We start from the raw sequence: 21,577 nt of genomic DNA, 5'->3' as shown, positions 1-21,577 counted from the left end.
TTACCACAGGGTGGCAAATTACCTTACCTGCGTAAACCGTCGAAATCGTGGAGAAATTGAGGAGAAAATGTAAATTATCGTCTTTACGTATCGATGAACATCTAAAGAAGGAATGGACACAACCTGCATGTCCATTCCTGATGGGTATTGTCTTAACGACGTGAAAACAGCATTTTCAGGTAACGATTACAGCACCATCCTTGCAATCATCAGCCCTACCACCACCGAGACCACGACACTGACCAATCCCGGACGCATAAAGCTATGGTTTAGCACATATTTACCAATGCGGGTCGTCCCCGTCGTATCAAATGCCAGCGCAGCCAGACATTGCCCGGCGACAGGAATGAAGAAATAACCATTTACCGCAGGCCATGCACCGATAAGCGCATAAGCAGGTAAACCCAACGCGATCCCTAATGGTAATAAGATCATCGTCGTTGCCGCCTGACTACTGACCATTGCAGAAACAAAAAACATCATTACCGCGATCAACCAGATATGTTCCTGCAAGATAGACTGCACACCGGCTTTGATGAAGGGTAAATTTCCACTCACAAACGTGTCGCTCATCCACGCCAGACCGAAGGCACACACAATCGCCAATGCACCCGCCTTAAATACCGTCCCACTCAAAATCTGGTCAATGGACGGACGGCAAAATAAAACGATCAGACAAGCGAACGACAACATGGTTATCTGAATCGTATATGACATGGATAACAGCTGTGGACCTTTTGCGGTTTCAACCATCGGCCGCAGGGATGGAAAAACGCCGAGCAGCACAATCACTACCGCACCCAACAAAAACAGCAGGACAGACAGCTTCACACGCCAGGTCGCGGGAGTACGCGCTTTCCGCTGTTCGGTGCCCTGAATCAGCCCTTCTTTTACCCGACGTTGATATTCCGGATCGTCGGCCAGCTCTTTCCCCATGGAGAACGTCGACAACGCCCCTGCCGCCACACCAATAAGTGTCGCAGGGACACAGACTAGCATGATGGAGGAAATGCTGATGTCTAACGGCATCATGAAGCCAATCATTGCTGCCATGGCCGCAGAAATCGGACACGCCGTTATCGCCTGCTGTGACGCAATCACCGAGATGGATAAGGGGCGCTCAGGCCGAATACCTGAATCACGAGCAACCTCAGAAATCACCGGCAACAGGCTGTAAACGACATGGCCGGTGCCCGACATAAAGGTAAAAAGGTAGGATACAAATGGCGCGAGTATTGTAATGTATTTCGGATGCCGCCTGAGCAATCGTTCAGCAACCGAAACGAGAAAATCCAATCCCCCCGCAGCCTGAAGTGACGATGCCGCCAGCACGACAGAAAGAATAATCAACATCACATCGACGGGAGGTGAAGACGGCGATAGCTGGAACAGGAAGACCAGTACACCAACGCCTAAACCGCCGATCATTCCCAAAAAAACGCCACCGATTCTGGCACCATACATCAGAGCTAATATAATGAAACACAATTCTGTCCAAAACATATATCACCCCAACTTTTATTTTAATATCCCGCCATACTTCAAGTTGCATGTGAGTTGGCTGCAAATCGAATTATTTAGGGTGTAGTGTCAAAATGAATTTCGGATAATTATTCGGCTTATAAATAAGATTTACTTATTCTATGAATGCTTTTCCATAACCGAACGCCCCGAAGTATCGCAATGTTTTCCCTGCTAGCTGATTCCCTTTTTCTATTGCAGTTAATATCTTTTCTTTTTTAGTGCCTTTAAACTGTTCATCAGAAAACAAGAACGAGACTAAAAATCCAGTAAGAAAAGAATCGCCTGCACCCAACGTATCAACAGGTTTTATATAATCAGGACGATAAAAAGTTATTTCATCGCCATCATAATGGTAAACACCTTCATGACCACGCGTTGCAACTACAGTCTTACAACCATAATCAAACAGCATATTTAATTTACTTTTTGTTTCCTCTTCTGATAAATGACTACAGGAAACAAAGCCATAATCAATAAAAGGACACACTTGCCTGAAGTAATCATCCGTACCACGCATAGAGAAATCGAATGATAACAGGACACCTTGTTGTTTAATGATCTCTAATTGGCTTTCCAAATAGCTATTCAGACTCACATGAACCAAATCAAACCCTGAGATATAGTCTAAATCGGCAGATTCAAAAACGAGTGGATGTTCACGCAGCACACCACCTTTATTACTGTGGAGAAAGGTTCTTTCACCGTCGATCAGGTCAATGCAGGCATAGCCATTCTCCCCGGGATAACGGCGACATCGTTGCGTATCAATACCAAGATGGTGTAGCGTGTCCTGCACATGTCTGGCAGGTTCATCGTCACCAAATACCCCCATGAATGCGCTGTCTAATCCCAACTGTTTGGCATAAACGGAAAAATTTAGCGCATTTCCACCTGGGTACATCAACCCAGTGTGTAAATATTTATCAACAACATTATCGCCAATACCAATGACTCTGTATTTCATTTATTTTCCCGCCGTCTTTCTCAGGGTAAATAACGGTATCTCATGTTATTAAGACAATAACGACTCACTGACAGAAAAGGAACAGCATCCTTGCTGAAATACCCTTTCATACAAAAAATGACACATATATCAATTTTATTAGAATAATCCGGGGTATCGTTTTTATAAAAAATATTGTTCGTTTATCAGTAATCAACTTTCCACATATAGCGACGTGTTGTTAGCGGATGTTGACGAATCGCGGCCAATGCACGATTGTAAACCGGATAAACATTATTAAATAAAGAGTGGTTAAAATAATCGACAACCGAGACATCAAGAGTAGAAATACCTAACTCTTTTGCATCAATCACTTCAATACGCTTGCCGTATTTTTTAAGGAATGTCAGCGCACGTTCATCCAACGCTCTGGTTTTCCCTTCAGAAAGTTGAATAAAGAATGGCGTGTTGGCATCGGTAATCTCAAAGGGTCCATGGAAAAACTCACCGCTATGCAGACAAGCAGAATGAATCCATTGCATTTCCATGAAAATACAAATGCTTTGTAGATAAGCTGAACCATAGCTCGCACCACTACCCATCGTATAAATCACCGGGTCGTTTTTATATTCTTCAGCAAAAGCCAGTGCGCGTTTTTCAACATGAATACAAGCCTGTTTAACGATTTTGTCGATCTTACCTGCTGCGTCCAGGAACTTATCGTAATGGGCATAGCCTTCCATCTGGTTGAGAATCTCAACGCCGGTTAACAATGCTTTTATGGTTTTTTCTTCAGCAATATCTTTATCGTCGCCAAAGCTATAAGTCACCACGTGATCGCAAAACTCCACCAACGGAGAATCCGTGAGCCATGTTAAACCAATAACCGGAACCCCACGACTCTGCGCCAATTCTGCGGCTTTAATCGTTTCTGGCGTATTGCCTTTATGTGATGCAACAATCAATACCGCATTTTCACCTAACGCAGCAGGCGGGTTATTGACGAATTCGCTACTGTTGTATAGCCCGACAGAAATGTCTTTGCCTTCTGTTTCCAAAAAGCTTTTTACCGGATAAAACGCCGCATAGGAGCCACCACAGGCTGCGTAGTAAACATGCTTAATCCCGCCAACGTCTGCCTTATCTGCAATAATGCCCGTTACAATCTCTTTTATGCTCATGATTCCTCTCAATAGCGCTTGTGCTTGGATACTCAGTTCACACGTTAAAAAATGTATTAAAATGAACTATGAATTACATATAACATTGCAATACATATCATTCAACAAATCGTTCGCTACATGCAAAAAAACTATGGAGCAGATCACTCTTCCCGCATTAACGACGGGGAAGTTAATCTACCGGCTGAGTGGAGACGACAAAAAAACCGCCGCGGGCGGTTATTAGCAATGAAGAACAGATGGAGCGGCAACGCTGAAGAGTATTAGACAAAAAAACGGATTTTATCGCCCACAATAAGCTGGGTAGATGAGCAAGAAGCCTTACCGTGATTATCAATAATACGACTGGTAATAGAGATTAGCGGATACCCTGTCGGTATCGCCAGATAATGGGCAACGTCGTAGCTCGCGTATACCAGCTCAATAACCTTGGCTGAGCGGGTAAAATAGATATCGTATTTTTCCTTCAGAATTTGATACAACGACTGTTGGTTAAGCTCTTCCGTCAACAGGAAGGAAAACGTTTCGGGAAAACGGGCGATTTCCAGTGAAACCGGAATATCATCGGCGTAGCGAATACGCTCCAACGTGATAATACGGTCATCGTCGGCCAGTTCCAGCGCATCGCGAACCTCTGTTGTCGGCATTTCAATGACGGATTTAATCGTCCTGGCTCCCGGTCGACGCCCTTGCGAACGACAAAGCTCAGAAAAGCTGACAATGCCGGACATATCACGTTGAAATTTTTCCGCCGAGACAAAGGTTCCTTTGCCGGAAATTCGCGTGAGTAAATGATCTCGCGTTAACGCTTCCAACGCCTTGCGAACGGTAATGCGGCTGACCTGATAATTCTGGCTGAGTTCCAGTTCCGTGGGGATTTTCTGTCCGGCTTTAAACTTACCATCCAGAATCGCTGATTTGATCTTCTGTTCTAACTGCTTATACAAGGGCAGTGCACTGTCGGTATCCAGTTTCGCCACGATATTGACTATCCTTTTTTATCAGGCATTACGCTGTACGCCCATCCAACACGCGCTTTACAGCGACGTATCCATAATCTGTCCGCATGTTAAGCATAACATTATATAACAAAGGCGTTGAATAACCCACAGTCCAACCAGTTTTCTTCCCTGACGCCTTCATCAGGCTGATACCGCTCGTTGCGAAAACGCCATAATGGCATCGACAAATGCGTCCGGATGAGAAATAAACGGCGCATGTGCCGCCTTGGGAATCACCAGCGATGATGAGTCGGGCCATTGTTGATCCAACAGGCTCGCCACCTTCCGCGGTACCAGACCATCCAATGCGCCATACACTCTCAGGAAGGGTTGCGTCATCGCGGCGAGCGACTGACGCAAATCAGCCTGACGAAGAATATCCAATCCGCCATTGAGCACCTCGACGGATGGCATCGGTTGTTCCAGCACCACACTTTTCAGTAAACGCGCATCTTGCCGTGCACTGTCCGTCCCCAGCGTTTGTAACGCCAGAAATCGTTCCACGGTACGCTGAAAGTCTTCGCTAAGCTGCTGCTGAAATCCCTGTAACACGGTGGACTTGATGCCCGGCCAGTCCTCTTGCGCGCGAAAGCACGGTGAAGACGCCAGTGTGATCAATCCAGCCACCCGCTGCGGAGCACACAATGCGACCTGACTGGCAACCAACCCACCGAGCGACCATCCCAACCAGATAGCTCGTTCCGGGGCACGAGCCAGCACAATGTCAGCCATCTGCGCCAGCGTCAACGGGCCAAATCCCTGACTTCGCCCATATCCAGGCAGATCGACCAGATGCAATCGAAAATGCGGCGCTAATCGTGCTGAAATGCAACGCCATACCTGAGCATTCAGCCCCCATCCGTGCAACAGCACAAGTTCCGTTTTTCCTGCACCTTCTGTCTGCCAATACAACGCGGTCATCGGTTATCTTCCTACCGTCAGGAATCCTTTTTAGGGGACGTTCTATTTTTCGGGAAATCATTATATAAGGAAATACGATGTTAACCATCGCAGCCCACTGCTGGCTATGTCGATTACCGCTTTATCATAGCCGATGGGGGATCTGTTCATTTTGCCAGCGTCATTTACCAGCACCGCCGCTGTGCTGTCCTCGCTGTGGTTTACCGGCAGTTGATGCCTCACGACAATGTGGTCGATGTCTGCAACATCCACCACCATGGCAGTCGATGACGTTTGTCAGCGACTATGCGCCTCCCTTCAGTACCTTGCTGAAATTATTTAAATTTCAGGGTAAAACGGAATTGGCGACCGTTCTGGCACGACAAATTTTATTAACCTGGCTAAAAGCCTATCGGGAACACGCACAACGCAATGCCATTCCTCTGTATCGACCCGACATGCTAGTTACCGTTCCATTACATAAACGACGCCAGTGGTTACGCGGTTTCAACCAGACGGAATGCTTAGCCCGACCATTGGCACACTGGCTGGGATGTGAATATTCCCCCCAGACAATTCGCCGCCAACGCCAAACCCGAATACAGCAAACGCTCAGCGCCAGCGCCCGACGAAATAATCTGCGAGGCGCATTTGCCTGCGCGGTACCGTTGACCGGTAAGCAGGTCGTACTCTTAGACGATGTCGTCACCACTGGCAGCACCGCTGCTGAAATCAGCCGATTATTGCTGGCTCAGGGAGCTATCGGGGTCCAGGTATGGTGTTTGTGTCGAACCTTGTAGTTAGGGGGAGGATGGGCGTATTATAACCGACATGCGTAGTCAACCATTGAGTTTAACATTATGATCCACATTACTGATGCTGCTCAGGAACACTTTCTGAAACTGCTGGCAAAACAGGAAGAAGGCACGCAAATTCGTGTTTTCGTCATTAACCCAGGTACGCCGAATGCGGAGTGTGGTGTGTCTTATTGCCCGCCAGATGCGGTGGAAGCCAGCGACACCGAACTGAAATTTGAAAAAATTTCTGCCTATGTTGATGAACTCAGCGCCCCTTATCTGGAAGATGCGGAGATCGATTTCGTTACCGACCAGTTAGGTTCTCAACTGACGCTAAAAGCACCGAACGCCAAGATGCGTAAAGTGGATGATGATGCACCGCTGATAGAGCGTGTGGAATACGTTCTTCAATCGCAAATCAACCCTCAGTTAGCGGGCCACGGCGGTAAAGTCACGCTGATGGAAATTACCGATGATGCGCTGGCGATTTTGCAATTCGGCGGTGGCTGTAACGGCTGTTCAATGGTCGATTACACGCTGAAAGAAGGTATTGAGAAAGAATTACTGCAAAAATTCCCCGAATTGAAAGGGGTGCGTGACCTCACCGAGCATCAGCGCGGCGAGCACTCTTACTACTAACATTTAGTATTACTCATATTTCGTATTATTAATGTGCCGTTCTGGGAGCTCCACTCCCAGAACAGCTGTTTCATTTCTTTGTGGCCGTCAATCTCGTGAATGCCATCACTTGCCGGGTGCGCTACGACGTAAATCAATATCTCTGATCAGACGTTCCAGATAACGATCGGAAAAAATTGACTCCAGCGAGCGAGATAACTTACGCCGCCAGTTGGGATATTCCCGGTTGGTGCCTGGTACGTTTACCGGCGTCGCCATATCCAACCAGTCTTCCAGTTGAAACCCCACTAACGCACTGGCGCTATCGGTAATGTAACGCTGCACACCACGGTTAAGCGGCGAACTCATCGTCGTCAGCACCGAGTTCCGCCCCACTCTTTGTGGCAGCAAACCATGTTGATGTAATGCATCCAGCAACCCCTGCTTGGCTTTTTCACGCAGTTGGATCTGCTGTTGTAATAACTCCGGGTTTGGATATAGTCCCAAATCCTTACCCAACGATAAATCTACCGCCTGCCAATAGCCACGTAATGTCGGGAGATCGTGTGTAGTAATCGTCGCCATGGATTGACGAGGGTAGTCAGATGATGGACGAAAAACGTCTTTCTCATCTTTCTCATCTTTCTCAAAAAACAGTACCTTGTAGGAATACACCCCATAGTCCTGCAATTTGCTGACAATCTCTGCGGGTACGGTTCCTAAATCTTCACCGATAATCAGGCAGCGATGTCGCTGACTTTCCAACGCCAACACCGCTAACAAGTCATCAACCGGGTAATGCACATAGGCACCGCCCACTGCGGTTTCCGTTTTAGGGATCCACCATAATCGCAGCAACGCCATCACATGATCGATCCGTAACGCGCCACAGTTCGCCATATTGCTGCGTAACACATCAATAAAAGGTTGATAGCCTCGAGCACGCATCATATTGGGATTCATTGGCGCCAATTGCCAGTTTTGTCCCTGAGGGCCAAGCGGATCTGGCGGTGCGCCAATAGACGCATCCAGACAATAGAGGTGGCGCTCATCCCAGGTTTCCGCGCCGCCCTGTGCCACGCCAACGGCTAAATCACGATACAAACCGATAGGCAAACCAAGCTGTTTACTGTGTGCAAAACACTCCGCCAACTGCTCATAAGCCAACCATTGCAGCCAGCAATAGAACATGATTTCGTCAGCCTGTTCACGACGGAACGACTTTACGGATTCACCATGCACGTCATGGTAACGGGCCGGCCATTGAGACCAGTCCGCATAGTTTTCACCTTGCTGTTTAAGATAATCCTGTAGTGCATCGAAGGTCGCCTGAAGTTGCAGGCTTTGTCCACCATTAAGTACAAACTGGCGAAATGCGCTGGTCCGCGGGTCTAATGCACTCCGGTGATTAAAATAACGGAAAGCCATCCGCAACGCGGTAAGTTTCAACGCCATCACTGATTCGTAATTGACCCAACGCTCAGTGCGCAGCGCCGTTAATGTGTGCTGAGTCTTATCCAGTCGCCACCACTGCTGTGCTTCAGCGCTTTGTTGAAAATCATCAACCCGATTCACATCAATATAAATGACGTTCAGCCAATGACGAGAGGAAGGGCTATAGGGGCTGGCGGCATCAGGGTTCGCCGGATACAGGGAGTGTAATGGGTTCAGTCCAACAAACACACCGCCACGGCGGGCTATCTGCTCAACCAACTGGCGCAAATCACCAAAATCGCCAATCCCCCAGTTATGTTGCGAACGCAATGTGTAAAGCTGAGCGGTTACGCCCCACCAGCGTTTCCCTTGCTGGATAGCCTCTGGTTCATAACAACGTGGCGGCGCCACAATAATACGGCATGACCAGCGGCGATCGGCCTGAGTCAGGGTCAAGAGGTGATAGCCAAGAGGTAAAGCTGTCGGGAGCGTCAGCGCGGTGCCTCCCAGCGTTTTTCCCTGAACCTGTCCACCATTTTCATACATTAGCGTCCAGCCAAATTCGCCACTGCCGCTCAGCGAAATAACGGCATCACGCCCATGAAGAAAAACACTCACCGGGGGCAAAGGTGCATTTTCACTTCCAGACACATCCATCATCGCCAGAAGTTTATCCCTGATCGATGCATCGACAAGACGTTCATTGCCGTATGCATCGGTATATTTTTCTGCAATACCTGTCTGTTGGATTGCCGGTTTATCCACCTTGAATACCCTCTTCCTTTTCCTTAACGACGCACTTGCCAAATGCGTTTCTGGTAGTCACGAATTGCCCTATCCGAACTAAACATTCCCATTCTGGCCGTATTCAGCACACAACGGCGCGTCCATTCCTCCGGTTCGCGATATTGCGCATCGACATCCTGTTGTACCCGGCAGTACGGCGCAAAATCCGCCATTAACATATAGGGATCGCCCGCTTTCAGCAGGCTATTTAATAGCGGTGCAAATGCCTGCTTATCCCCCTGACTAAACACGCCGCTGGCCAATTCAGATAATATTTCACGTAATAACGGCGTTTTTGCAATCTCGTCTGACGGAACATACCCTTGGGCTTGCAGCGCTTTTACCTGCGCCACCGTATGACCGAAAATAAACATATTCTCTGCGCCAACCTGCTGGGCCATTTCAACATTCGCGCCATCCAGCGTTCCCACCGTTAGTGCACCATTCAGCGCCAGTTTCATATTGCCAGTCCCGGACGCTTCCTTACCTGCCGTCGAAATTTGTTCAGAAACATCTGCCGCAGGGATCATCCATTCCGCCAACGACACACGATAGTCAGGAAGAAACACGACCTTAAGGCGATCGCGACAGCGACTGTCCCGATTAATCGTCTCTGCAACCTGGTTAATGGCATAAATGATATTTTTTGCCAGCACATAACCCGGTGCGGCTTTCGCGCCAAAGAGGAAGACGCGCGGAACTATATCCAGATGCGGGTTATCGCGCAATTGACGATAAAGCGAAAGAATATGCAATAAGTTCAAGTGCTGGCGCTTATATTCATGCAAGCGCTTAATCTGTACGTCAAATAGTGCGTGTGGATCGAGAATCACGCCGTAATGCTGCTTGAGATGATCCGCCAGCCGTGCCTTATTGTCATACTTTATCTGCCGGTAACGCTCACGGAATCCCGCGTCTTCGGCATAGGGTTCCAACCCCTGCAAGGCGGGTAAGTCATCGACCCATTCGGTCTGTAATGTGTCATCAATCAGTGCAGACAGCGCGGGATTGCACTGTTTCAACCAGCGCCTCGGGGTAATACCGTTAGTAACATTATGGAATTTTGTCGGCCACAGTTGGTGATATTCAGGAAAGAGGTCTTTTACGATCAGCTCAGAATGTAATGCCGCTACGCCATTAACCGCAAAACAGCTCACCACGCACAAATTAGCCATCCGGATTTGCCGCTGGTAACGAATGGCGACTTTCGCCCAAACCTGACGGTCTCCCGGCCAGATCTTTTCTACTTCCGTCTTGAACCATGCATCAATTTGTCGAATGAAAGACAAATGACGAGGCAGCAGCCGACCAAACAGACGTTCATCCCAACGTTCCAGCGCTTCCGGCATCAATGTATGGTTGGTATAAGCGAACGTACGACCGGTTATCGACCAGGCATCCTCCCAACTTAGCTTATGTTCATCCACCAACAGGCGCATTAATTCCGGGATTGCTAACGTCGGATGAGTATCATTGAGCTGAATCACTTCGTAATCAGGCAGTTCGTGCAGCCCTCTCCCCGCATTCAGATGCCTGCGCAAAATATCAGCCACCGAGCAGGCGCATTGAAAATATTGCTGCATCAACCGCAGGCGTTTGCCTGCCGTATGATTATCATTTGGATACAGCACTTTGGTCAGGCTCGCGGCGGTAATACCAGCCTGCTCCGCTTTAAGATAGTGTCCTTCGTTGAACAGCGTCAGATCGAACGGATGACGATGCGTCGCCTGCCAAAGACGCAGCGGCTGCGTGATACCATTGCGATAGCCTATCACGGGCAAATCACAGGCTTCGCCACGAAAAACCATGTCAGGTTGCCACGATTGACTACCGTCATCGTGTGTCTGTAATTTTCCCCCAAACCCCACATCAACGGCGAATCCGGTTCGCTGGAAAAACCAGGGGTAGCTATCACGCCGCCAATCATCCGGCGTTTCTTGCTGGTGTCCTTGTGAAAAATGCTGACGGAACAATCCGTATTGGTAATTCAACCCATAACCCGTTGCCGCCTGCCCGACCGTCGCCATTGAATCCAGAAAACAGGCAGCCAATCGCCCCAGTCCGCCATTGCCCAGACCAGGATCGCTCTCATGCTCTAGCACATCATTCAAACTGATCCCTTGCTCAGCCAACACCGCTGCCGCATCCTCGAACCACCCCAGATTCAATAGATTGTTGCCCGTCAGACGCCCCGGCAAAAACTCCATTGATAAATAATTCACGTGGCGCGAAGAAGGCACATCAGAAGAAGTCGCGGTATCAGGTTCACTGGGCCGATCAGACTGGGCTGCCAACTGTTCTGCCAGTGCCACGCTAACCGTGTGCCAACGCTGTTCCGGGGTCAATAGAGTGAGGGAGGCTACGCCATGATACTGCCGTTGGCGCAGCAAGGAAGCGGCAAACAGAGATGCGTTGAATGACAAAGGTTGCGTAGATGAAAACGATGACATGGTGCCTCTCCCCTCAAGTCCGTCGCGGAAAAAGGCACCTCTGGATCAGCACAACTCCAACTGCACCTTATGTTGTTCGATAATTTTCTGCACGCTGGGTGGTGGTAGTTGGTCGGTAAAAAGATAGTCGATCAAATCCATATTGCCCAGGTTTACCATGGCATTTCGGCCAAACTTAGAATGATCCGTTACCAACATGACACAACGTGAGTTTTCAATAATCGCGCGTTTCGTTCGCACTTCATGGTAATCAAACTCCAGCAATGACCCATCCATGTCAATGCCGCTGATACCCAAAATACCGAAATCCAGACGAAACTGAGAGATAAAATCCAGCGTCGCTTCGCCCATGATGCCACCATCACGAGTCCGGACTTCACCGCCGGCCAGAATCAAACGGAAATCTTCTTTTGCCGTCAGTAACGTCGCGACATTCAGGTTATTCGTGACAACGCGCAACCCTTTATGTTGCATCAGCGCATAGGCGACAGCTTCAGGCGTCGTACCGATATCAATGAACAACGTGGCACCATCAGGGATCTGACTCGCCACCCGACGAGCTATACGCGCTTTTTCGTCAGACCACATCATTTTACGGTCGTGGTAAGCCGTGTTCACGGAACTAGAAGGCAGCGCAGCCCCGCCATGGTGACGGTGGATTTTATTCTGATCCGCCAGATCGTTCAGATCACGACGAATAGTTTGCGGGCTAACCGCGAAATGCTCTACCAGTTCTTCGGTACTGACGTAACCTTGACGACGCACCAATTCAATAATGGCGTCATGTCGTTGTGTTTGCTTCACGTTCATCCCCTAACATATCCGGGTTTACCGGGGGTTCGTTTTATTATAAGTATCCCAAAAGGCCATCAATAGCCCGACAACCAGCCCGGAAACGTGGGCCGCATTAGCTATCGACAGTCCTAAAATATCGAAATATCCCGCTATCAGCCACAGCAAGGCAAAAGCCATCAGGCTGCGAGGCATGGACAAATAGCCATCAGGTTCTCTTTCACCCCGCAGCCACACGTAGCCCATCAGGGCATACACCACGCCAGATAGTCCGCCAAAATAAATACCACTAAACCATGACTGCACCCACCCGCTTACCAGCGCAGTAATCAGAGTAATGGTCAGTAACTTACGGGTGCCCAGCACTTTTTCAACCGGTCCCCCTAGATACCACCACCACATCAGATTAAACAAAATATGCAAGACGGAAAAATGCAACAAGGCATGACTAAACCAGCGCCATAGCTGCCATTGTTGTCCTTCATCCGGGTAGGCAAGCAACATCATCACCTGCTCATAACCCCACAGTTTCATCAGCGCAAAAATCACAAGCGACACAATCATAATCAACAACGTTAACGGCCCCGCTTGTTGCTTGAGAGTGTTCAGATAAGAAAAACGCTGATACTGAATACCGGAATCGGTTGAACCTGTCTGCCAACTGGCCGCCTGATAACGAGGATTAAGCGGATCCCTCAGGAAAACATCCAGTTCGTCCTGCACCTGGGCTAAATGGCTTTCATCTGCCAACCACAATTCAGCTTCCTGCCCGGTGGTTCGCATTTCCAGGAAAATGCCCTGCGTATGCATGTAGTCCACAAAGGCCTGTGCCAAACGAAGATGAGATAATGCGACAACTCGAATCATGATAGGCGTGAAAACCACAGAGTAGATTGATTTACTAGCATAATAATGAAAATTTTGTTTAATAGGCAGGACTATCTCGTTAAGAACAGACGCACTGGCCCAATTAAAGCAGACTCAATAGCAAAGCCAGACGCGAAAGTAACATGTGCAGAACGTGGGATCACCAGCCATGATGAAAAATCAATCGGTTATGCTGACGTGTTGTATATTCTGCGGATAACGTTTTTGCCAGGCTTCAAAACCACCATCAATGCTATACACCGATTCAAACCCCAGACTGAGAAGATATTGCGCTGCGTTGCGACTACTGATCCCGTGGTAGCAAATCACCATTACTGGCGTTTCGAAATCTGCCTCACGAACAAAATCCGACAATGTTTCATTGGTCAGGTGAGATGCCCCTGGAATATGGGCAGCAGCAAAGCTCTGCGAATCGCGAATATCTGCAACAAGCGCACCTTGCTGCCAGCGAACGTAAGCTTGTTCAATATCTATCGCTTCAAATTGTTCCATCGAAAGTTACAACCACGTTAATCACAAGGAATATTATTGTAACCGGATGGAAGGCAGAGTAAACCGGATAAATCACGAGGATCGCATTCCTCCGCTTCCTTTCTTACGTATCGTCATGGTTCATGCTTACCCTACCGAAAAAACGACCATTTAGCCTGAAAATCGGGCCAATATCCCTTCATTTAATGTGACAACTGTCGTTAAATTGTTAGCCCCATCACGCATAAATGTTTTTATTTGGTTAACTGTTGGCTGAATTGTTTGTTTTCGATTATTATAATGCTCGAAAACGAACATTTTTTATCTTGAGGGTGGAGGAAGAAACGTGGAAACCAAAGATCTGATTGTGATCGGCGGCGGTATTAACGGTGCAGGTATCGCAGCGGATGCCGCCGGGCGTGGATTGTCTGTCCTGCTGCTTGAAGCGCAGGATCTGGCCAGTGCCACTTCCTCCGCCAGTTCAAAACTAATTCACGGTGGATTACGCTACCTTGAGCACTATGAATTCAGATTAGTCAGTGAAGCGCTTTCTGAGCGCGAAACCCTGCTCAAGATGGCCCCCCATATCATCTTCCCGATGCGTTTCCGCCTGCCTCACCAGCCACATTTACGGCCAGCCTGGATGATTCGCATCGGCTTGTTTATGTATGACAATATCGGCAAACGTGTCAGCTTACCTGCCAGTAAAGGCTTGAAATTTGGTGCCGAATCGGTGCTAAAACCGGAACTTACCCGCGGATTCGAATACTCGGACTGCTGGGTTGACGATGCTCGCCTCGTGGTACTGAATGCCCAGGAAGTGGCAAAACGTGGTGGCGAAGTTCGCACACAAACGAAAGTCGTGAGTGCCCGTCGTGAACAAGGCATCTGGTTGGTCGACGCCGTTGACTCACTCACCGGTGAAACCTTTAGCTGGCGCGCCAAAGGTCTGGTTAACGCTACCGGTCCGTGGGTAAAAGAATTCTTTGATGACGGACTAAAACTGAAATCACCATATGGGATTCGCCTCATTAAAGGTAGCCACATTGTCGTACCCAAAGTACACAACCAGCCTCAGGCCTATATCCTGCAAAACAAAGATCACCGTATTGTCTTTGTGATCCCGTGGCAGGATGAGTTCTCCATCATCGGCACCACCGATGTCGAATATCATGGCGATCCTCATAACGTGAAGATCGATGACAACGAAATCGGTTATCTGCTGGATGTGTATAACGATCACTTTAAAACACCGCTAACGCGTGACGATATTGTGTGGACCTATTCCGGCGTTCGCCCACTCTGCGATGATGAGTCCGATTCACCACAGGCCATCACGCGTGATTACACGCTGTCGGTCGCTGACGATAACGGTCAGGCACCGTTGCTCTCCGTGTTCGGCGGTAAATTGACGACCTATCGTAAACTGGCAGAGCACGCGCTGGACAAGCTCCAGAAATACTACCCTCAGGCTGGTAAAGCGTGGACGCAAAATGCGGTCTTACCCGGTGGCGATATCGCAGGCACCCGCGAGGATTATGCCGCTGCATTGCGCCGTCGCTTTAATCTGCCAGAAGCACTCGCCCGCCGTTATAGCCGAACCTATGGTTCAAACAGCGAGCTGATTCTTGCTAATGCAAAAGGCATTGCAGACCTGGGTGAAAACTTTGGTCATGACCTGTACGAAGCCGAATTACGCTATCTGGTAGAAAAAGAGTGGGCCGTGTCGCTGGATGACGTGATTTGGCGTCGGACCAAACTGGGCATGTTGTTGAACGAAGAACAGAAACAACGCATCGGCGAGTGGCTGGATACCCACCATCAACGAGTGGGTAACGTCAGCTAACACGATTAAACCGGTACTCCCTTTATCAGACCGATGGGAGAGTCGGGTTTGCCAACAACTTAATGGAGATCTCCGTTTTCGCGGAGATCTTTATACCCTCAAGCCAAAATGGTATTAACCGTAAACCGCTGTAATACCCCCCTCCACGAAATATCTTGCAGAATACTGGCTCATATCATTTTTCATCAAAAATTTTATATTCGACAATGAGTGGTTACATCAAAATAAGATCATTCCCTCATTTTTATCGTTGTATTACACAATATAAAATCAATCCAATTAAATAACAAAGTTATAATAAAATTAACGACTCTCTATTTTTATTTACGCTATCAATTAAGTTCTTTCTATATTCATAAAAATAAAGATTTCAAATAATAATAAGAATCAATAACCTCAAAAATATTCGTAATAAATAATTTCTATGACATCAATCACAGAATAAAAAACATTATAACCACATCATAAATATGGTTATATCGGATGCATAATAATATCTTATAGAGAAAAGACATTTTACTGCGAATGATTTTCATTAACACAGATGCATGAAAAACGCTATTTTCCATTCTCTCGTGTTTGATGAAGAAATAACAACGGCATGGCTCGCGTAATTAATTGGATATCGCCATCGTTATTTACACAAATATATAACGATAATTGACACAATAAGTCAATGCGTTTCTACACCCTAAATAATTCAAGTTGCTGGCAAGATCACACTCGGCAACTTACTGCATGACGGGTATATACGCCAGCCTTTACCCATTCAGCTATGGGTGTACTTCCATACTCATTTTGCGAGGGATGAGAATTAAATGCCTAATCAGGTTGAACGTCCTTTACTGGATCTGGGGTTAACAAGATTGGAGTTCCTGCGTATTTCAGGTAAAGGTCTGGCAGGAATAACCATTGCGCCCGCCTTACTGTCTTTGCTCGGCTGTAAGCAGGAAGACATTGATAGCGGCACCGTTGGCCTCACGACCACACCTAAAGGGGTGTTGGTAACGAAAAGAGCCCGCTGTACCGGCTGCCACCGTTGTGAAACTGCGTGTACAACGTATAACAACGGCACCGTGGGTTCCTTCTTTTCACGAGTCAAAATTCATCGCCATTATTTTTATGGTGATGGCGGAATAGGGTCAGGCGGCGGGCTGTATGGCGATCTGAATTTCACAACCGATACCTGTCGGCAATGTAAAGATCCCGAATGTATGAAAGCCTGCCCTATTAAGGTCATTACCTATAACGAAGAGCGTGGCTGTATTACCGTCGATGAAAAACGTTGCATTGGTTGTTCTGCCTGTACAACAGCTTGTCCGTGGATGATGGCGACGGTAAATCCTCAGGTCAAAAAATCCGGCAAATGTAATTTATGCGGTGAATGTGCGACCGCTTGCCCCACTGGCGCATTAAGTATCATCGACTGGAAAAATATTACGGTATGAGTCGCCGATTTTATTTCTCCCTGTTTTATTCATGATGATACTTCACACTCAGGAAAATAAATTATGATCAACGGTTGGACTGGCAATATATTACGTATCAATTTAAGCTCCGGCGCCATCACCAAAGAAGACTCCAGTAAATATAAAGCATTTATTGGTGGGATGGGATTTGGTTATAAAATCATGTATGACGAGGTCGCACCGGGAACCAAACCTTTTGATGAAGCCAATAAAGTGATATTTGCCGTCGGACCATTAACCGGTTCCGGCGCACCTTGTAGCTCACGAGTTAATATCACCTCACTTTCCACCTTCACCCGCGGTAATTTAGTCGTTGACGCACATATGGGCGGGTTCTTCGCCGCTTATATGAAATACGCGGGCTACGACGCCATTATTATTGAGGGTAAATCTCCCAAACCGGTCTGGATTAATATTCAGGACGATAAGGTCAGTATTGAGAATGCCGCATTCCTATGGGGAAAAGGCACCCGCGACACCACGGAAGAAATCTGCCGCGCCACCAATGTCGAAGCGTGTGTTGCCGCCATTGGCCCCGCCGGGGAAAATCTGGTGCCGCTATCCGGTATTCTGAACAGCCGTAACCACAGCGGCGGCGCTGGCACCGGTGCCGTTCTCGGTTCTAAAAACCTGAAAGCGATCTCGGTTATCGGCACTCACGGCGTCAACGTATCGGACAGGCAAGAGTTGAAAAACCTGAATGATTACATGATGACGCAACTTATCGGCGCGAATAACAACCATGTCGTTCCCAGCACACCACAAGCCTGGGCTGAGTATTCCGATCCGAAATCACGCTGGACAGCCCGTAAGGGATTGTTCTGGAAAGCCGCCGAAGGAGGGCCGGTAGAAACCGGTGAAATCCCACCTGGCAACCAGAATACGGTAGGGTTCCGCACCATGAAATCCGTGTTTGATCTCGGCCCAACCGCCGAAAAATACACGGTAAAAATGGGGGGCTGCCATTCTTGTCCCATCCGCTGTATGTCGCAGTTGAACGTCCCACAGGCCAAGCAATATGGCGTACCGACAACGGGCGGCAACACCTGTGTAGCAAACTTTGTCCATACCACCATTTTCCCACATGGCCCGAAAGACTTTGACGAAAAAGGCGATGGCAAAGTGGTGGGCAATCTGGTTGGGCTCAATATTTTTGATGATATGGGGCTGTGGTGTAACTACGGTCAACTGCACCGCGACTTCACCTATTGTTACAGCCACGGTGTATTCAAACGCGTGCTGCCCGCCGAGGAATACAACGAAATTCGCTGGGATCAGTTAGAAGCAGGCGATCCGGAATTTATCAAGGATTTCTATCGTCGTCTGGCCTATCGCGTGGGCGAATTGAGCCATTTAGCCGATGGATCTTACGAAATCGCTAAACGCTGGAATCTTGGCGATGCCTACTGGGGTGATAAGAAAAATAAACTCTGGTCACCAATGGGTTTCCCTGTTCACCACGCCAACGAAGCATCAGCGCAAGTGGGGTCCATCGTCAATTGTATGTTCAACCGCGATGCGATGACGCATACCCACATCAACTACATCGGCAGCGGGTTGCCGTTGAAATTACAAAAAGAGATTGCTGCCGAGTTATTTGGCTCTGCGGATGCCTACGACGAAACCAAAAATTACACGCCGATTAACGAATACAAAGTGAAGTATGCCCAATGGACCATCTACAGAAGCTGCCTTCACGATGCGATTACGCTGTGTAACTGGGTCTGGCCGATGACGGCATCGCCGCACAAGAGCCGCAACTATCGCGGCGATCTGGCAATGGAAGCCAAATTCTTTGCAGCAGTGACAGGGGAAAACACCACGGAAGCCAGCCTGGATCTGGCCGCGGAACGTATTTTTACCCTGCATCGCGCTTATACCGTGAAGCTGATGAATACCAAGGACATGCGTAACGAACACGACCAAATCTGCTCGTGGGTCTTTGATAAAGATCCCGATATCCCGGTATTCACCGAAGGGACGGACAAGATGGATCGTGAAGACATGCAAAAATCGCTGACGCTGTTCTATAGCGCCATGGGGTGGGATCCGCAATTAGGCTGTCCGACTCGGGCAACGCTGGTCCGGTTAGGAATGGAAGACGTGGCAGACGATTTGGCGGCTCGGGATCTTCTTCCCGCGTAGTCCCCTATTGCAGGGTATTGATTATGACAACAACATCATCACTCACGTCCGAACCGGCGGGATTGGAAATACCCCCGGACGATCGGCCAGACCTCAGTAAGAGGCGACTGCTGTTGCCGTTATCCACGCAAACAGAAGCTATGGATAACCGTGCTACAGCAGATGATAAGCCGGAACCAAAAGCACCGTTTCTGATCGTGGCGGATTATATCCGCCAATGCTCAGTCGCGGGGGAACTGGTCCATGACCAGTGCTTTCTGGCACCGCCTTATTCACTGGATGCCGCCACTATCGAAGAACTGTTTGATCACATGGCTGCCAGCGACGAGTGTGCAGACATTCTCTCTATCAGCAACGGTGAAGAGCGCTATTACTATTCCGATCAAAGCATGAGCCATAACTACGCCCGGATTTTACTGTTCACTCATGAGCAAGATGCCTGTAAGACCATTGCAGACACCGTACGCTTCGAGTGTCAGACCTATCCGCGCCCCTATAAGGTGCACATGCTGACGCTACCGCCGTATTCATTCGATCAGGAAAAAATTGATAGCGCACTCCGTTTTTTCAGTCAGTCCGATAGCTATAAGGATATTCGTACCGTCGTTGCATCCAACGACGAGCCTTATTTATTCAGTGAACGCTTCATGAGTTATGGCAAGGCGAAAGGGCTATGTGAGTGGATCGAGGTTGAACAATATGAAAACCCATAATCCTTCTCCTGCGGACACACGACAAACTAACGATTTATTCCCTGTGTCCGCGAATTACCCCACTGGAGAGCAGATGAACCAGCAAATTTTGACACCTCGGATGCAATCTACTTTGAACCGTGCATTCTCTAACTGCGCATTTTCTGGGAGGCAAGGAAGATGACATGCTCACGCCGTCAGTTTGTCCTCGGCATGGGATCGGTGATTTTTTTTAGTGCACCAGTCTTCTCCGCCCTCGGCGGAACGGATAAAAACAGACCGGTACGCTACGCCATGATCCACGACGAAACGCGGTGTAACGGTTGTAATATCTGCACCGTTGCCTGCCATAAAGTGAATAAAGTACCAACCGGGGCCGCTCGAATGAGCATCGCTCATATCGCGATGACACCGCCGGAACAGGGAAATATCTACCATTTCTTCCGCCATTCCTGTCAGCAATGCGACGATGCGCCCTGCATTGATGTGTGCCCGACTGGCGCATCTTACCTGGATGAAAGCAATGGCATTGTTCGGGTGGATAAAGCGAAATGCATAGGCTGTAGCTACTGTATTTCCGCTTGCCCGTATCAGGTTCGTTACCTGAACCCCACCACCCGCGTGGCGGATAAATGCGATTTCTGTCTGGAATCCCGGCTGCAAAAAGGCTTTCCGCCGATCTGCGTTAGCGCCTGTCCACAGAGTGCCCTCATCTTTGGACCTGAAGATAGCGAACCGGTACAAACCTGGCTGAAAACCCATGAATATTATGAATACCGACTGCCCAATGTCGGCAAGCCACATATTTATCGTCGCCCCGGTCCACATGACGTTGAAAAGGTGAATGTATGAATATTATGCCTAATGCAGAGCAGTTTCAGGCTCAGTTATACCAGTACGTTTATATCTATACGCCAGAATTCTGGCCTGTATGGCTGATTCTGGCGGGGGTTTTACTTGCCGGTATGCTCGGCGTATTAACGCTGCATGGTCTGTTACGCTACAAACTTGCGCCAGCACATCATGCGATACATGAAGAAGAAAAGGTGTATCTCTACTCGCGGGCGATCCGTCTGTGGCACTGGAGTAATGCGCTGTTATTCATGCTATTGCTGGCCAGCGGTTTGCTGAACCATTTCGACATAGGTTCGACAAAAGACAGAGCCACATTGGTTGCCATGCATGATCTCTGCGGATACCTGCTTCTGATTAGCTGGATTGGTTTTGTACTGATTAACGCTTTCGGTGGCAACGGACATCATTATGTTATTGACCGTAAGAGCTGGGGAAAACGTGCGTTTATGCAGGTCCGGTTCTATCTGTACGGCATTATTAAAGGGGAAGATCATCCTTTCCCGGCCACACAACGCGCTAAATTTAACCCGCTACAGCAAGCGGCTTACCTTGGCGTGATGTATGCCTTGCTGCCTGCATTACTCGTAACAGGGCTCTTGCTCAGTAACCCGCAGTGGATACCCGCCGATGCAGTGCAACTGAAAGCCTGGCTATTGCCCATACATTTGTTTTTAGCCATCGCCAGCCTGTTTTTTATCGGCGGACATATTTATCTCTGCACGACCGGAAGAACGCCGACCCAAACGTTCCGCTGTATGATCGATGGCTATCATCGTCATTAAGGT

Annotated in this window: 18 protein-coding genes; 8 read left to right on the top strand and 10 right to left on the bottom strand. The window is 48.4% G+C overall.

Features of this window, described 5'->3' with window-relative positions; genetic code table 11:
* Positions 1–186: 186 nt before the first annotated feature.
* From ACKPVM_RS08180 to bioH, 5 genes are all read right to left on the bottom strand, one after another.
* Positions 187–1,503, bottom strand: coding sequence for an anaerobic C4-dicarboxylate transporter family protein (locus tag ACKPVM_RS08180; protein ID WP_409308483.1), 1,317 nt, complete (start codon positions 1,501–1,503; stop codon positions 187–189).
* A gap of 133 nt (positions 1,504–1,636) precedes the next feature.
* Complete coding sequence (locus ACKPVM_RS08175; RefSeq protein ID WP_409308481.1) at positions 1,637–2,488, bottom strand: fructoselysine 6-kinase; 852 nt, start codon at positions 2,486–2,488, stop codon at positions 1,637–1,639.
* Positions 2,489–2,673: 185 nt separating this feature from the next.
* The gene (locus ACKPVM_RS08170; RefSeq protein WP_409308658.1) at positions 2,674–3,651 is read right to left on the bottom strand and encodes an SIS domain-containing protein; all 978 of its coding nucleotides are present in this window, start codon (positions 3,649–3,651) and stop codon (positions 2,674–2,676) included.
* A gap of 260 nt (positions 3,652–3,911) precedes the next feature.
* Positions 3,912–4,631, bottom strand: a complete 720-nt coding sequence (locus ACKPVM_RS08165; RefSeq protein WP_409308657.1) for a GntR family transcriptional regulator — start codon at positions 4,629–4,631, stop codon at positions 3,912–3,914.
* 159 nt (positions 4,632–4,790) lie between these two features.
* Positions 4,791–5,570: a pimeloyl-ACP methyl ester esterase BioH gene (gene bioH / locus ACKPVM_RS08160; protein WP_409308479.1), complete on the bottom strand. Its 780-nt coding sequence runs from the start codon at positions 5,568–5,570 to the stop codon at positions 4,791–4,793.
* A gap of 77 nt (positions 5,571–5,647) precedes the next feature.
* Between bioH and gntX the strand changes: the two genes are divergently transcribed.
* The gene (gene gntX / locus ACKPVM_RS08155; protein ID WP_409308477.1) at positions 5,648–6,349 is read left to right on the top strand and encodes a DNA utilization protein GntX; all 702 of its coding nucleotides are present in this window, start codon (positions 5,648–5,650) and stop codon (positions 6,347–6,349) included.
* Between the two features lie 60 nt (positions 6,350–6,409).
* Positions 6,410–6,985: a Fe-S biogenesis protein NfuA gene (gene nfuA, locus ACKPVM_RS08150; protein WP_409308476.1), complete on the top strand. Its 576-nt coding sequence runs from the start codon at positions 6,410–6,412 to the stop codon at positions 6,983–6,985.
* A gap of 105 nt (positions 6,986–7,090) precedes the next feature.
* Here nfuA and malQ read toward each other — a convergent pair whose 3' ends face one another.
* The 5 genes from malQ to glpE form a co-directional block, all read right to left on the bottom strand.
* Positions 7,091–9,163 (bottom strand): 4-alpha-glucanotransferase, encoded by a 2,073-nt coding sequence (gene malQ, locus ACKPVM_RS08145; RefSeq protein ID WP_409308474.1) that lies wholly within the window; start codon positions 9,161–9,163, stop codon positions 7,091–7,093.
* A 23-nt stretch (positions 9,164–9,186) separates the two neighbouring features.
* Positions 9,187–11,634 carry a maltodextrin phosphorylase gene (malP, locus tag ACKPVM_RS08140; RefSeq protein WP_409308473.1) on the bottom strand — a complete coding sequence of 816 codons (2,448 nt, stop codon included), beginning with the start codon at positions 11,632–11,634 and terminating at the stop codon, positions 9,187–9,189.
* Between the two features lie 45 nt (positions 11,635–11,679).
* Positions 11,680–12,438 (bottom strand): DeoR/GlpR family transcriptional regulator, encoded by a 759-nt coding sequence (locus ACKPVM_RS08135; protein WP_409308471.1) that lies wholly within the window; start codon positions 12,436–12,438, stop codon positions 11,680–11,682.
* A gap of 24 nt (positions 12,439–12,462) precedes the next feature.
* On the bottom strand, positions 12,463–13,293 hold the full coding sequence (glpG, locus tag ACKPVM_RS08130) for a rhomboid family intramembrane serine protease GlpG (RefSeq protein WP_409308469.1): 831 nt from the start codon (positions 13,291–13,293) through the stop codon (positions 12,463–12,465).
* Between the two features lie 180 nt (positions 13,294–13,473).
* The gene (gene glpE / locus ACKPVM_RS08125; protein WP_409308467.1) at positions 13,474–13,806 is read right to left on the bottom strand and encodes a thiosulfate sulfurtransferase GlpE; all 333 of its coding nucleotides are present in this window, start codon (positions 13,804–13,806) and stop codon (positions 13,474–13,476) included.
* Positions 13,807–14,131: 325 nt separating this feature from the next.
* Between glpE and glpD the strand changes: the two genes are divergently transcribed.
* The 6 genes from glpD (at position 14,132) to phsC (ending at position 21,574) form a co-directional block, all read left to right on the top strand.
* The gene (gene glpD / locus ACKPVM_RS08120; RefSeq protein WP_409308465.1) at positions 14,132–15,631 is read left to right on the top strand and encodes a glycerol-3-phosphate dehydrogenase; all 1,500 of its coding nucleotides are present in this window, start codon (positions 14,132–14,134) and stop codon (positions 15,629–15,631) included.
* An 818-nt stretch (positions 15,632–16,449) separates the two neighbouring features.
* Complete coding sequence (locus tag ACKPVM_RS08115; protein WP_409308464.1) at positions 16,450–17,079, top strand: ferredoxin-like protein; 630 nt, start codon at positions 16,450–16,452, stop codon at positions 17,077–17,079.
* 63 nt (positions 17,080–17,142) lie between these two features.
* Complete coding sequence (locus ACKPVM_RS08110) at positions 17,143–19,245, top strand: aldehyde ferredoxin oxidoreductase (RefSeq protein ID WP_409308462.1); 2,103 nt, start codon at positions 17,143–17,145, stop codon at positions 19,243–19,245.
* 23 nt (positions 19,246–19,268) lie between these two features.
* A complete protein-coding gene (locus ACKPVM_RS08105; protein WP_409308460.1) occupies positions 19,269–19,958 on the top strand; it encodes a YdhW family putative oxidoreductase system protein in 690 nt (229 codons plus the stop codon).
* A 159-nt stretch (positions 19,959–20,117) separates the two neighbouring features.
* Positions 20,118–20,789, top strand: a complete 672-nt coding sequence (locus ACKPVM_RS08100) for a 4Fe-4S dicluster domain-containing protein (protein ID WP_409308459.1) — start codon at positions 20,118–20,120, stop codon at positions 20,787–20,789.
* Positions 20,786–21,574, top strand: a complete 789-nt coding sequence (gene phsC, locus ACKPVM_RS08095) for a thiosulfate reductase cytochrome B subunit (RefSeq protein ID WP_409308457.1) — start codon at positions 20,786–20,788, stop codon at positions 21,572–21,574. Before ACKPVM_RS08100 ends, phsC begins: the two co-directional genes overlap by 4 nt.
* Positions 21,575–21,577 lie beyond the last annotated feature (3 nt).

It is taken from the genome of Pectobacterium hainanensis, assembly GCF_046237015.1.
Lineage (GTDB): Bacteria > Pseudomonadota > Gammaproteobacteria > Enterobacterales > Enterobacteriaceae > JBJYIN01.
The sequence above is the reverse complement of the archived record's forward strand: the minus strand, read 5'-3'. Positions and strand labels throughout refer to the sequence as shown.

Bases quoted from the DNA above. Each gene is read 5' to 3' on its own strand.
- gntX (WP_409308477.1), top strand. From the start codon at position 5,648: ATGTTAACCATCGCAGCCCACTGCTGGCTATGTCGATTACCGCTTTAT.
- ACKPVM_RS08175 (WP_409308481.1), bottom strand. From the start codon at position 2,488: ATGAAATACAGAGTCATTGGTATTGGCGATAATGTTGTTGATAAATAT.
- bioH (WP_409308479.1), bottom strand. From the start codon at position 5,570: ATGACCGCGTTGTATTGGCAGACAGAAGGTGCAGGAAAAACGGAACTT.
- ACKPVM_RS08110 (WP_409308462.1), top strand. From the start codon at position 17,143: ATGATCAACGGTTGGACTGGCAATATATTACGTATCAATTTAAGCTCC.
- glpG (WP_409308469.1), bottom strand. From the start codon at position 13,293: ATGATTCGAGTTGTCGCATTATCTCATCTTCGTTTGGCACAGGCCTTT.
- ACKPVM_RS08100 (WP_409308459.1), top strand. From the start codon at position 20,118: ATGACATGCTCACGCCGTCAGTTTGTCCTCGGCATGGGATCGGTGATT.
- ACKPVM_RS08115 (WP_409308464.1), top strand. From the start codon at position 16,450: ATGCCTAATCAGGTTGAACGTCCTTTACTGGATCTGGGGTTAACAAGA.
- nfuA (WP_409308476.1), top strand. From the start codon at position 6,410: ATGATCCACATTACTGATGCTGCTCAGGAACACTTTCTGAAACTGCTG.
- glpE (WP_409308467.1), bottom strand. From the start codon at position 13,806: ATGGAACAATTTGAAGCGATAGATATTGAACAAGCTTACGTTCGCTGG.
- malP (WP_409308473.1), bottom strand. From the start codon at position 11,634: ATGTCATCGTTTTCATCTACGCAACCTTTGTCATTCAACGCATCTCTG.
- ACKPVM_RS08180 (WP_409308483.1), bottom strand. From the start codon at position 1,503: ATGTTTTGGACAGAATTGTGTTTCATTATATTAGCTCTGATGTATGGT.
- phsC (WP_409308457.1), top strand. From the start codon at position 20,786: ATGAATATTATGCCTAATGCAGAGCAGTTTCAGGCTCAGTTATACCAG.
- ACKPVM_RS08105 (WP_409308460.1), top strand. From the start codon at position 19,269: ATGACAACAACATCATCACTCACGTCCGAACCGGCGGGATTGGAAATA.